Here is a 13,285-nt window from a genome sequence, read left to right on the forward strand (position 1 = left end):
TAAAAAAGCCCCTGATGGTGACATCAGGGGCTTTTCGTTTTGCGACTTAGGCTTCGGCTTGGACTTCGTCGGCCTGCATGCCCTTCTGGCCTTGCACAGCGACGAAAGTCACTTTCTGGCCTTCTTTCAGGCTCTTGAAGCCGTTGCCCTGAATAGCGCGGAAGTGGACGAACAGATCCGGACCGCTCTCTGGAGTGATAAAACCAAAACCTTTTTCGTCGTTAAACCACTTAACGGTACCGCTCTGACGTTGAGACATTTTCTTATTCCTTGGAGCATAAATTAATGACAGTCTCTTTCACACGAAAGAGTACTGGGCTGGTTGCAGGAAGAAGAAACGTAGAGCGGGATGTAGCATTGCTTTTGGCGCTACTGCCCAGGTCACGATCCCAGCGACCTATGCAAACACAGTCGAGAAACTCTACGCTAACTCCCGCAAGAAAAACAAGCCCCGGATAAGCCCGGTTTCAGGGGCTTTCGGCCATTTTTTGAAAACTTTTACCAGGGGCGGCGAATCGATAGTTTTTACTGTTGAGACGTATCTGGAAGTGCAGTTTTCTGACAGTTTGATTGCTGTTTGGGGAGCGCCAGACTGCGGCATTCGAACAGTGACTTGCACTGTTGCGGTGCCGCAGTTTTTTGACGGGTGTATCAGCCGCGGAAGTAACGTGGCGCAACGAAAGGCATTTTGCTCACTAGCATAGGCACTTTCTTCCCACGGACGATGGCCCAGACCGGCGTTTCGAGTGCGGTGAATGCAGCGTCCACATAACCCATAGCCAGCGGCGCCCCCAGCGTCGGGCCGAAACCGCCGCTGCACACTGCGCCGATCACTTTGCCATCGGCATCGACGATTTCCGCGCCTTCGCGCACCGGCGTGCGTTCTTGCGGAAGAAGGCCAACACGCTTGCGAGCTGCACCGCTTTGGTGCTGGGCGAAGACCTGTTCTGCACCCGGGAAGCCGCCCGCACGGGCGCCATCAGCGCGACGAGTCTTGGAAATGGCCCACAACAGACTGGCCTGAATTGGCGTGGTCTCAGTGTTCATGTCGTGGCCGTAGAGACAAAGGCCTGCTTCCAGGCGCAGCGAATCCCGAGCGCCAAGGCCAATCGGGGCGACTTCCGGTTCCGCCAGCAGACGACGCGCCAGCGATTCAGCCTGATCGACGGGTACGGAAATTTCGTAGCCGTCTTCGCCGGTGTAACCCGAGCGGCTGACGAAACAGTCGATGCCATCAATCTGGACAGGGGCGTATTGCATGAACGTCATTTTTGCGACGGCGGGCGCAAGCCGTGCCAGTGCGGTCACGGCCTGCGGGCCTTGCAGGGCCAACAAAGCACGTGCTTCGAACAGCGGCGTGATTTCACACTCGCTGCCGATGTGCTGACGCAAGTGCGCCAAGTCTTCGTTCTTGCACGCGGCGTTGACCACGAGCATCAGCGTGTCGTCGCCCAGATTGGCGACCATCAGGTCATCCAGAATCCCGCCGGTTTCATTGGTAAACATTGCGTAACGCTGCATGCCCACCGGCAAGTCTATGATGTCCACCGGCACCAGGGTTTCCAGCGCCTTGGCGGCATTGGCGCCTTTCAGCAGAATCTGACCCATGTGCGACACGTCGAACAGCCCGGCTTGATCGCGGGTGTGCAGGTGTTCCTTCATCACGCCTGCCGGGTATTGCACGGGCATGTCGTAGCCTGCGAACTCGACCATCTTGGCGCCCAGTTCCCGGTGCAGGGCGTTGAGCGGGGTTTTCAACAGTTCGGTTGTGGACATCGTTGACTCCTTCAATGCGATTCCGGACGCGTGGCGTTGACCGCACGGCGCCCGATGAAATTCAGGCTGAGATCAGCACTCGATAATGTTCACGGCCAGCCCGCCACGGGCGGTTTCCTTGTATTTGCTCTTCATGTCGGCGCCGGTCTGGCGCATGGTGCGGATCACTTTGTCCAGCGAGACGAAGTGCTGCCCATCGCCGCGCAGGGCCATGCGCACGGCATTGATCGCCTTCACCGAGCCCATCGCGTTGCGCTCGATACACGGCACCTGAACCAACCCGCCAATGGGATCGCAGGTGAGGCCGAGGTTGTGCTCCATGCCAATCTCGGCAGCGTTCTCGACCTGGTGCACGTTGCCGCCCAGCACTTCACACAGCGCGCCCGCCGCCATGGAACAGGCCACGCCGACTTCGCCCTGACAGCCCACTTCAGCGCCGGAAATCGAGGCGTTTTCTTTATAAAGGATGCCGATGGCAGCCGCCGTCAGCAGAAAGCGCACCACACCGTCTTCGCTCGCACCGGTGATGAAGCGCATGTAGTAATGCAGAACGGCTGGAATGATCCCTGCCGCGCCGTTGGTAGGGGCCGTGACCACGCGCCCGCCGTTGGCGTTTTCTTCGTTGACCGCCAGTGCGTAGAGGTTGACCCAGTCCAGCACGGACAGCGCGTCACGCAGGGCCGCCTCCGGGTTTTTGCACAGCTGCCGATGCAGCGCTGCAGCCCGACGTTTGACCTTCAGACCGCCCGGCAGAATGCCCTCGTTGCGGCAACCGGCTTCGACGCAATCCTGCATGACCTGCCAGATTTTCAGCAGCCCGGCGCGGGTTTCCGCTTCGCTGCGCCAGGCAGATTCGTTGGCCAGCATGACCTCACTGATCGACAGCCCGGTGCTTGCGCAGTGGGCCATCAATTCCTTGCCGGTCTTGAACGGGTAGGGCAGCGGAGTGCTGTCCTCGACGATGCGATCAGCGCCCGCTGCGTCTTCGTCCACCACGAATCCGCCGCCGACGGAGTAGTACTCACGGCTGCGAATCTGTAGGCCAGCGCCGTCGAAGGCACGGAAAATCATGCCGTTTGGGTGGTAAGGCAGTGGCTTGCGGATCATCGCCAGGTGTTGTTTTTCGATGAACTCGATGTCGTGTTCACTCAACAGGTTGATGCGCCCGCTGCCGCGGATGCGCTGCAAGCGGTCGGCCACGTGTTCGGTGTCGACGGTGTCGGGGTGTTCACCTTCCAGGCCCAGCAGCACGGCCTTGTCGCTGCCGTGGCCTTTGCCCGTCGCCCCGAGCGAGCCATACAGCTCGACCTTGACGCTGGCGGTGGAGGAAAGCAGGTCATCACGGCGCAAGCCCTCGACGAACCGCGCAGCGGCACGCATCGGGCCCACCGTGTGGGAACTGGAGGGGCCGATGCCAATCTTGAACAGGTCAAACACGCTCAGGGACATGATCAGGCTCCGGTGAAAAGCAGTAGCGAGGGACGAGCTGCAAGCGGCGAGCTACAAGCCAAAGCAGATCCGCTTTCACTTGTAGCTTGCAGCTGACAGCTCGGGGCTGTTTTTTTACGCGTAATCTTCGATCGACGGACACGCGCAGACGAGGTTGCGGTCGCCAAACACGTTGTCCACACGACCGACCGGCGGCCAGTATTTGCCTTCGATCAACGAGGCAACCGGGTACACGGCCTGCTCGCGACTGTACGGATGGCTCCACTCGCCGACCAGCTCCGCTGCGGTGTGCGGGGCGTTTTTCAGCGGGTTGTCTTCCTTGTCCAGCGCGCCACTTTCGACCGCGCGGATTTCTTCGCGGATCTTGATCATGGCGTCGCAGAAGCGGTCCAGCTCTTCTTTCGACTCACTTTCGGTCGGCTCGATCATCAGCGTGCCAGCGACCGGGAACGACATGGTCGGCGCATGGAAGCCGAAGTCGATCAGGCGCTTGGCCACGTCATCGACGCTGATGCCGCTGGTTTCTTTCAGCGGACGCAGATCGAGGATGCATTCGTGGGCCACCAGACCGCTGGTGCCGGTGTACAGCACCGGGTAGTGCTCTTCCAGACGACGGGAAATGTAGTTGGCGTTGAGGATCGCCAGCTGCGAAGCGCGCTTCAGGCCTTCGCCGCCCATCATGCGGATGTACATCCAGGTGATCGGCAGGATGCTGGCGCTGCCGAAAGGCGCCGCGCAGACCGCGCCTTCCTTGCGCTCCATCTTGCCGTGACCCGGCAGGAATGGCGCCAGATGCGACTTCACGCCAATCGGGCCAACGCCCGGGCCGCCACCGCCGTGAGGAATGCAGAAGGTTTTGTGCAGGTTCAAGTGGGACACGTCGCCGCCGAACTTGCCCGGCGCGCACAGGCCGACCATCGCGTTCATGTTGGCGCCGTCGATGTACACCTGGCCGCCGTTGTCATGAATGATGCCGCAGATTTCGCGGATGCCTTCTTCGAACACGCCGTGGGTCGACGGGTAGGTGATCATCAGCGCCGCGAGGTGTTCGCGGTGCTCGATGGCCTTGGCACGCAGGTCTTCGATGTCAACGTTGCCGCGCGCATCGCACGCCGTCACCACCACGCGCATACCGGCCATGTTGGCGGTCGCCGGGTTGGTGCCGTGGGCGGACGACGGGATCAGGCAGATGTCGCGACGCTCATCGCCACGGCTCTGGTGATAGGCGCGGATCGCCAGCAGGCCCGCGTACTCGCCTTGCGAACCGGCGTTCGGTTGCAGGGAGATCGAGTCGTAACCGGTGGCGGCGCAGAGCATCGCTTCCAGTTCGTCGGTCAGTTGCTGGTAGCCAGCGCTTTGCTCGGCCGGCGCGAACGGGTGCAGATTGCCGAATTCGGCCCAGGTCACCGGGATCATTTCGCTGGCGGCGTTGAGCTTCATGGTGCACGAGCCCAGCGGGATCATGGTGCGGTCGAGCGCCAGGTCCTTGTCGGCCAGACGACGCAGGTAACGCATCAGCTCGGTTTCGGAGTGGTAACGGTTAAACACCGGGTGGCTGAGGATTGGCGATTGACGCTTCAGCTCAGCAGGCAGGCGCGCTTCAATGCTGTTGGCCAGTGCGGCGAAATCAGGCAGGGCCTGACCGTTGGCCGCGAACAGTGTCCACAGCACTTCGACGTCGGCTTGCTGAGTGGTTTCGTCCAGCGAAACGCCCAGACGCTCGGCGTCCACTTCGCGCAGGTTGATTTGCAGGGTGCGTGCCTTGTCGTGCAGTTCGGCGGTTTTTGCGCCAGTGTTCAAGGTGACGCTGTCGAAGAAGAACGCTTGCTCGACGTTCAGGCCCAACTGGCTCAGGCCTTTGGCGAAGATTGCGGTCAGGTGGTGAACGCGGTTGGCGATGCGGGTCAGGCCGACCGGGCCGTGGTACACGGCGTACATGCTGGCGATGTTAGCGAGCAGGACCTGCGCGGTGCAGATGTTGCTGGTGGCCTTCTCGCGACGGATGTGTTGCTCGCGGGTCTGCATGGCCAGACGCAGCGCGGTCTTGCCGAAACGGTCGATGGACACGCCCACCAGACGGCCCGGCATGTCGCGCTTGTAGGCGTCTTTGGTGGAGAAGTAAGCGGCGTGCGGGCCACCGAAACCCAGCGGCACACCGAAGCGTTGTGCGCTGCCGATGGCCACGTCGGCGCCGAACTCGCCCGGCGGCGTCAGCAGGGTCAGGGCAAGCAGGTCAGCCGCAACAGCCACCAGCGCGTTGGCGGCGTGGAAGCGCTCGACCAGCTCGCGGTAGTCGAACACGTCGCCATTGCTCGCCGGGTATTGCAGCAGGGCGCCGAAGAACTCGCTGACATCACTCAGCTGGCTTTCGTCCGCCACGACCACGTCGATGCCCAGCGGCTCGGCACGGGTGCGCAGCACGTCGAGGGTCTGCGGATGGCAGTGAGCGGAGGCGAAGAATTTCTGGCTGCCTTTGTTCTTGCTCAGGCGTTTGCAGAACGTCATGGCTTCGGCGGCGGCGGTGGCTTCGTCCAGCAGCGAGGCGTTGGCGATCGGCAGGCCGGTCAGGTCGCTGATCAGGGTCTGGAAGTTCAGCAGCGATTCCAGACGGCCTTGGGAAATCTCCGGCTGGTACGGGGTGTACGCGGTGTACCAGGCCGGGTTTTCCAGCAGGTTGCGCAGGATCGGCGCCGGGGTGTGGGTGTTGTAGTAACCCTGACCGATGTAGGTCTTGAACAGCTGGTTCTTGGCGGCGATGGCTTTGATGTCAGCCAGCGCATCGGCTTCACTTTGACCTGCGGACAGGCCCAGCACGCTGGTGCCTTTGATCGATTCAGGGATGACGCTGGCGCTCAAGGCCTCCAGTGAGTCGAAACCCAGGGTGGCGAGCATCGCTTGCTCGTCATCGGCGCGCGGGCCGATGTGACGGGCGATGAACTCGTTGGCGGTACTCAATTCGATGCGATCAGTCATTGCGCGTTCCTCAGGCTTCGGCGTTGGCTTTGATCAGACGGTCGTAGGCGTCCTGATCCAGCAGTTGGCCGACAGCAGCGGCGTCGGAAGGGATGAAACGGAAGAACCAGCCTTGGCCCATCGGGTCTTCGTTGACCCGTTCCGGGTTGGCGTCCAGCGCAGGGTTGATCTCGACGATCTCGCCAGTCAGTGGCATGTACACGCCGCTGGCGGCTTTGACGGATTCAACGGTAGCGGCCTCTGCGCCTTGGTCGTAAGACTGTAGCTCAGGCAGTTGAACGAAGACCACGTCACCCAGTGCGTCCTGCGCGAAAGCCGTGATGCCGACCGTGACGCTGCCATCTGCTTCAGCCCGCAGCCACTCGTGATCTTCGGTAAAACGCAACTCGCTCATGGAAACTCCCCTGAATGAAAGATTGCTCGTCGTTGGCGCGAGCATGATGGGTAGGTCATAGCAAGTTTGCGGCCAACCTTGTGCGAAGGCCGTAGATCAAGGGTTTTGGCGTGATTCCAGGTTTGGCTCTGGTGCGAGGTGTAGCGAAATCGCTACGGCTAAGCGGGGTTTGAAAACCGTAGGGGGATCAAGGCCTTGTCAGACGCGGGGAAAAGGGATTTGGAACGAAAACGTTACGACGTTGCGAATTCGTTCCAATCTTCTCAGTAGAGTGATTGCCCACGGGCTTCACCGTGAATTCTCTAAAGAACCGGAATTTCTCTGTGGGAGCGAATTCATTCGCGAAGGGCCGGTACAACCGATACACATCCTTCGTCTGTTCAGCCGCATCGCGAATGAATTCGCTCCCACAGGTTTCGGCGTCCTCAGGCGCCAGCGGTTATTCATCAACGCGGGATGTGCGACGAATCAGTGCTTCCCCGGAATCCCGTATTTGCGCAGCCGATGGGCGATGGCGGTGTGAGAGGTTTGCAGGCGCGCGGCCAGTTGTCGGGTCGAGGGGTAATGGCTGTAGAGTTTTTCCAGTAATGATTTTTCGAAATCTTCGACAGCCGCTTCCAGGCTCTCGATCTCGCCGTCATTTTCTCGGGCCACCGACGTGCCCGCAATATCCAGATCACCAATGTCTACCAGCGCACTCTCGCAAATCGCGGCCGCACGGAAGATCACGTTCTGCAATTGCCGCACGTTTCCGGGCCAGCGGTTGCCGAGCAGCGCGGGGTAAGTACCGGGCGCGAGGCGGCAGACGGGGCGCTGAATCTGCGTGCAGGCCTGTTCCATGAAGTACCGGGCGAGCAGCAGGATGTCCTGACCCCGTTCGCGCAGGGGCGGGACTTCAAGGTTCAGCACGTTCAGGCGATAGAACAGGTCTTCGCGGAAGGTGCCTTCGGTGACCATTTTTTCCAGGTTGCGGTGGGTCGCGCTGAGGATGCGTACGTTGACCTGCACTTCCTTGTCCCCACCCACTCGCCGGAAGCTGCCGTCGTTTAAAAAGCGCAGCAGCTTAGCCTGCAGGTAGGGTGACATTTCGCCGATTTCATCGAGAAAAACCGTCCCTTGGTTCGCCAGTTCCATCAGCCCCGGTTTGCCGCCCCGTTGTGCGCCGGTGAACGCGCCGGGGGCGTAGCCGAACAGCTCGCTTTCGGCGAGGCTTTCCGGCAACGCCGCGCAGTTCAACGCCAGAAACGGCGCGCTGTGACGGGCGCTGACGGCGTGGCAGGCACGGGCCACCAATTCCTTACCGGTGCCGGTTTCGCCCTGGATCAACAGCGGCGCATCCAGCGCAGCGACTCGCTGGGCGCGGGCCTTGAGGGTGCGGATTGGGGTGGAGTCGCCAAGCAGCGCGTCGAAACCTTCGGCATGATCGTGGTGCAGCGCTGAGAGACGTTCCCCGATGCGGCTCGGCAGGTACAAGGTCAGCAGCGCGCCCGCATCGGTGATCGGCGTGGCGTCCAGCAACAGCGCCTCGCCATTCAGGGTGACCTCACGCAATGGCAAGCGGAAGCCGTTTTCCAGCAACGCCGCGTGCAGGGCCGGATCGGAAAACAGGTCGCCCACGGATTCGCCCGCCGGCTCTCGACCACACAGTGCGATCAGCGCAGGGTTGGCCAGCAGCACATGACCCGCGCTGTCCAGGGCCAACACGGGGTCGGTCATGGCGGCGAGCAGAGCATCGAGTTGCAGGTGACGGCGCTGGCCGGGAAGGATGTCGACAACGGTGATCGCTTCCACGCCGCGCACGCGAAACAGCCGATCCTTGAGTTCTTCGAGCACTTCGTGGCTGAGGGTCGGGGCGTCGATGTAGACGTTCGGTGGCACCATTTCCACCGCGTCGAGGTTCAGGTTTCGCCCACCCAGAATCGCCAGCACTTCCTGAGTGATGCCGACGCGGTCGATGAACGTAACGTGGATGCGCATGGGGTAGGCAGAAGTTCGGGCGGAAGACGGGGGCGATTATGCCAGTAAATGGCGTGACATCGTGCGACCGGGACGGCCCTCGTGGTGTGCCTGCCATGCACCGACCTGTGTGAGCGAATTCATTCGCGAGACGTGGGTCCAGACGACCCGTCTACAGCGCCTGAGCCATTCTTCGCGAATGAATTCGCTCCCACAGATCAAGGCGTGCCCGCCTGTATGAGGGCGGCAGGCGATTGGCAGCGCTATTCCAGATGTTCCGGTTTCACCGCATCACCCGATTTCATGTCGAGCTTGTCGCGGATGTCTTCGAACATGGCGTCGTAATCGCCGTGCATGTCGTGCAGGTCGACGTCTTTGGGCAGACCATATTTCTCGGCGATGCGTGAGGCTTCGCTGGCGAAGTTGTAGGCCTTGTCTTTGGGAAGGTCGAAGACTTCGTTCACCGGCTTGCCGTTGATCTCACCTTCTAGGGTGAAATGCATCCCGGCACCGGCGTCGGTCTGGGCGATTTCGTAGCGAATGTGGATGTCGTAGCCGATGTCGTCTGGCTGCAGGGCGGGTTGGGCAATGTGCAGATGGCCTGGTTCGAACATGTGACTGCTCCCTCAAGAGACGATGATCGTAAGGAGGAGACCGTGTGCCATGTCAGGGGTTCACCTTTGGCCCAGACCGTGTAAAAACTACTGCAGGCTGAACGCCTTCGGCGTCACGCGCATGATGCTGCGTTAAAAACAGGCGAAAAATGCTCATTTAGAAAACCTAGAGTCGATCGCGACCCCGGCCGTTTTTCACCGGTTTTTGCCTTGCCTCATCATCGCTCGTGACGTTTTTACACACTCTGGGCCGGAGGACTCCGAGCATTCGGCGTTTCGCGCCACTGGTTCAGGCCGCGACCAGATCCAGACGTTCACCAGCACCATCCCCGTGACCGCGAAGTAGATCCACCAGTTGTGTTTCAGTACCACCAGCATGACCACCGCACATATCAGCATCGTGACCGTTGCGCTGATTTTGGCGCTGCGGGCGATGAGTTTGCCGTTGCGCCAGTTGCTCAGCATCGGGCCGAACAGGCGATGGTTTTCCAGCCAGGCGCTCAGGCGTGGCGAGCTTTTGGTCGCGGCCCAGGCGGCCAGCAGGATGAACTCGGTAGTCGGCAGGCCCGGAATGAAAATCGCGATGATGCCGATGGCCAGGCTGACGTAGGCCAGGATGCCAAAGAGGATGCGGGACAGTTTGCTGCCTGGGGGTGTGTTGGTCATGGGTCTCGGGTGCGGCAGTGTGACGATGTTTTTCAAGGGAGGTGGTCCTCGAAAAGGCGCCCAGCTTAACAGCGCTGGGCGGCAAACGCTTCGTTTCAGGCGGGTTCGGCTTCGGCAGCCGACGTATAGGCATGGTTCAGCAGCACGTTGAAGCGCTCGAACGCTGCGATAGCGCCCTGGTCGATCTGGCGTTCCTGCTCTTCGCTGAACGGCAGATCATCGAGGATGCGGATGAAGCGTTTCCAGCCTTCGGCGCGGCCCCCGACCGGTTCGCTCAAATGACGAGCGCCGAAGGTTTCGCTGAGGTTCAGAGCGGTGGCGCGCTTGATCAGGAACGCCGCGCCCAGCTTTGAGCCTTCAGACACAAACAGCCAGCCCAAGGCTTCGGCTTGCGATGGGCCATCGACCGCACCTGCCACGGGGCCAGGGAGGGGCGTGTCAAGATCATCAAGATCCGCCTTGGCCTGTTCGGCGCGGCAACGTTCAGGCAGGTCGGCGATCAGCTCGATCAGTTGCGGGGCGGTGTACAGCGCTTTGAGTTCCTGTTGAAACAGGTACTGAGCACTCAAGAAACGGGTGTAGCTGGCCAGGGTGTCGAACGGCGCGTTGGCTTTGACGGCCTTGTCCAGTTGCTCGTGAGGGGCGTGAGTGATCTGGTTCAGACGCTGTGAGCGACGAATCGGGTCTTGAGACATGGTGTCTTCCTTGGAAAAAGTGGCGCATGTAGACGAGACGGTTGAAACAGTCCAAAGCGTAAAAAAGACGAGTTGTGGGAGCCGGCCAGCAGCAAGGCGGCTCCCACAGAGCGTGCGTATCTGTCAGATATCCCACACCACATTGATCGCGAAGTTGCGACCCGGTTGGGTCAGGCGATCCAGATTCGCAGGTTGCGTGACAGCGGCTTCACCCACGCCGTCGTAACCGCGCACGTCATCCCAGAGCCAGTATTTCTTGTCGGCCAGGTTGTACAGGCCGCCGCTGACGGTCACGTCGTCGGTGACTTTGTAGAAGCCGGTCAGGTCCACCAAACCGAAACCTGGCGTTTTGAACTGGCTCGACGAGCCGTCCGGTGCATGGAAGTTGCTGTCGTCCACCCGGGTCTTGCGCTTGACCAGCGTCCAGCTCAGCAGACCACCGTAGTTCTCGCGGTCGTAACCCAGACCGAACACGCCGGTCAGCGGGTTGATGCTGTTGATCGGCTGACCGGTGTCGTCGTTGCGGCCATGCAGATACGCCAGCGAGCCTTGGGTGTAGAGGCCTTGCGGCGCGCCGAACGCATCCAGGTTCAGACGGCCTTTCACCTCCACGCCCTTGATGGTGGCATGTTTGATGTTGTTGGACTGGAACACCGCGTTGTTCGACGACGCAGGCTGGATGGCGTCTTCATTAATGAAGTCGCGGTATTTGTTGTAGAACATCGCCACGTCGAAGGTGCCCTGATCGAAGCGACCGCGCAGGCCGGTTTCATAGCTGCGGCTCTTCTCCGGCTCAAGGTTGGGGTTCGGCTCGACGATGTAGCCCGTCGTGCGGTTTTCGAAGCGGCCGTACAACGCCTTGGCGCTCGGTGTGCGGAAACCTTCGGCGTACTGGCCGTACCAGGTGTAGGCGTCGTTGAACGCATAGGTCACGCCCAGTTTTGGGGATAGGCGATGCCATTTCTTTTCTTTATCGTTGAACTGATCAGCGCTGGTCAGGCTGACGGCACGCAGGAACTCCTCGGTCGCATGGGGGTTGAGCGTGGTGTAGTCGTAACGCGCGCCCGGCGTGAAGGTCCAGTCGCCCCATTTGATCTGGTCCTGGGCGAACAGGGCGTAGGTATTTACGGTCGGGTCCGGGAAGTCGCTGTTAGGCGCCAGGCTGTCAGACGCAGTCGGGCTAGGGGCACCGATGGTGCGGCAGGTGCCCAGCGCGGCAGCGCAGGTCGCGGTGCCGCTGCGGCTGCCGGTGACTTTTTGCTGCTTGATCGTGGTGCCGTACGTCAGCAGGTGATCGGTGTCAGCGAGGGTGAACGCCTTATCGAGCTGTGCGTCGAAAATCCACTGGCGTTCTTTATACGTGGTGTCGCGGGTACGCCAGACGTCGCGGCTGCCCGGCACATAGCGCTCGATCGTGTCCTGATCGGTCTTGGCGATCTGGTAGTTCAGGGTCCACTTCACGTTGTCGACCAGCACGCTATCCAGCGCAAAGGTGTTTTCCAGACCGAAGCGCTCGCGCGTGATCACGTCGTTGCCTTCGCGGCTTCTGTACATGCCGGATGCGCCCCGGCCAGGAATGAACGGCCCGCCCACCGCACTCTTCTGATTGGTATGGGTGTCGTCCTTATATTTTTCGTAGGTGAACGCCAGTCGGTCGTTATCCCCATAGTCCCAGCCCAGCTTGGCCAGCACGTTGGTGGCGCGAACGTCTTCCGGGTTGGCGGCGGTGCGATTCAGGCCTGTGCCGCCATGCTCGCCGTAGGATTCGGTTTCGCGGCCGTTGCGCTGGCTGACGTGCAGCATGGCGTCGAAATCACCTTCGCGGCCCGCGACGGTCGCCGAGTTCAGCCAACTGTTGTCCGCCGAGCTGTAACCGGTCTTCAAGCGTGCGCCGACGTCCTTGCCCGGTTTGATGATGTCTTCCGGGTCGAGGGTGTAATAGCTGACAGCGCCGCCGATGGCGCTGCTGCCGTACAGGGCCGAAGCCGGGCCGCGCAGGATTTCAACGCTTTTGACGATTTCTGGATCGACGTAGTTGCGATGCGTGTTGGCGTACGGGCCGGAGAAATAATTGTCCGGGACTTCGACGCCGTCGACCTGGGTCAGAATCCGGTCGCCATCGATGCCGCGAATGTTGAAGCCGCTGGTGCCCGCGCGCTGACCAGCGCCGCCTACGGAAACGCCCGGCTCATGCCGCACCAGATCGCGAATGCTGTTGACGTTCTGCCGATCCAGTTCAGCGCGATCGTGCACGGTGACGGTGCTGGGGACGGAATCCACCGATTGGGCCTGACGGGTCGCGCTGACGGTGACCTGTTCCAGCGCCAATGCGCCTGCCGTGTTGCGCTTCTCCAGCACAACATTGTTGTTGCCCAGGTTGCGATAGCTGAGGTTGCTTCCCGCGAGCAAACGCTCCAGCGCTTTTTCTGCCGACATTGTGCCGCTGACGCCGGGCGAGGTGACGTTCTTCGCCAGGTCCGACGACATGCCGACTTGCCAGCCCGTGGTCTTGCTGAATTCGTTGAGCGCCGACACCAGCGGTTGCTGTTTGATCGAGAACGCGTAGTTGCCCGCGACCCGTGCAGGCTGCTCGGCAGCGGCGACCGGCGCGGTGTGCAGGCTGGCGCTGAACATCGCCACGGTCAGCAGCGAAAAGGTGAAGTGGCGGGTGGTCCTGGGCGAGTCGGATGTGGCGGGGGTGAACGTGGACGGCATCGATAGCGCTCCCTGTCATGCGGGTCGTTGTAGTGTTGGCAAGTGCT

9 protein-coding genes and 1 pseudogene are annotated in these 13,285 nt (G+C 61.1%); all 10 read right to left on the minus strand.

Features of this window, described 5'->3' with window-relative positions:
- Positions 1–46 precede the first annotated feature (46 nt).
- The 10 genes and pseudogenes from AAEO81_RS05815 to AAEO81_RS05860 all read right to left on the minus strand — a co-directional run bounded on the left by AAEO81_RS05815 (position 47) and on the right by AAEO81_RS05860 (position 13,238).
- Complete coding sequence (locus AAEO81_RS05815) at positions 47–259, minus strand: cold shock domain-containing protein (protein ID WP_003175786.1); 213 nt, start codon at positions 257–259, stop codon at positions 47–49.
- 392 nt (positions 260–651) lie between these two features.
- Positions 652–1,776: a glycine cleavage system aminomethyltransferase GcvT gene (gene gcvT, locus AAEO81_RS05820; RefSeq protein ID WP_341962247.1), complete on the minus strand. Its 1,125-nt coding sequence runs from the start codon at positions 1,774–1,776 to the stop codon at positions 652–654.
- Positions 1,777–1,848: 72 nt separating this feature from the next.
- The gene (locus tag AAEO81_RS05825; RefSeq protein ID WP_341962248.1) at positions 1,849–3,225 is read right to left on the minus strand and encodes an L-serine ammonia-lyase; all 1,377 of its coding nucleotides are present in this window, start codon (positions 3,223–3,225) and stop codon (positions 1,849–1,851) included.
- Positions 3,226–3,339: 114 nt separating this feature from the next.
- Positions 3,340–6,198 carry an aminomethyl-transferring glycine dehydrogenase gene (gcvP, locus tag AAEO81_RS05830; RefSeq protein ID WP_341962249.1) on the minus strand — a complete coding sequence of 953 codons (2,859 nt, stop codon included), beginning with the start codon at positions 6,196–6,198 and terminating at the stop codon, positions 3,340–3,342.
- A gap of 10 nt (positions 6,199–6,208) precedes the next feature.
- Entirely contained in the window at positions 6,209–6,592 is a 384-nt protein-coding gene (gene gcvH / locus AAEO81_RS05835) for a glycine cleavage system protein GcvH (protein WP_166596413.1), read from the minus strand.
- A 468-nt stretch (positions 6,593–7,060) separates the two neighbouring features.
- Complete coding sequence (locus tag AAEO81_RS05840; protein WP_341962250.1) at positions 7,061–8,569, minus strand: sigma-54-dependent transcriptional regulator; 1,509 nt, start codon at positions 8,567–8,569, stop codon at positions 7,061–7,063.
- 242 nt (positions 8,570–8,811) lie between these two features.
- The gene (locus tag AAEO81_RS05845; protein WP_341962251.1) at positions 8,812–9,162 is read right to left on the minus strand and encodes a DUF5064 family protein; all 351 of its coding nucleotides are present in this window, start codon (positions 9,160–9,162) and stop codon (positions 8,812–8,814) included.
- Positions 9,163–9,429: 267 nt separating this feature from the next.
- Positions 9,430–9,828 (minus strand): annotated as a pseudogene (locus tag AAEO81_RS05850) (YbaN family protein); the annotation flags it as partial.
- Positions 9,829–9,923: 95 nt separating this feature from the next.
- On the minus strand, positions 9,924–10,523 hold the full coding sequence (locus AAEO81_RS05855; protein ID WP_341962252.1) for a biliverdin-producing heme oxygenase: 600 nt from the start codon (positions 10,521–10,523) through the stop codon (positions 9,924–9,926).
- Positions 10,524–10,646: 123 nt separating this feature from the next.
- Positions 10,647–13,238, minus strand: coding sequence for a TonB-dependent receptor (locus AAEO81_RS05860; protein ID WP_341962253.1), 2,592 nt, complete (start codon positions 13,236–13,238; stop codon positions 10,647–10,649).
- Positions 13,239–13,285 lie beyond the last annotated feature (47 nt).

Origin of the sequence: Pseudomonas sp. RC10 (assembly GCF_038397775.1) — a bacterium.
Taxonomy (GTDB): Bacteria; Pseudomonadota; Gammaproteobacteria; order Pseudomonadales; family Pseudomonadaceae; genus Aquipseudomonas; species Aquipseudomonas bambusae.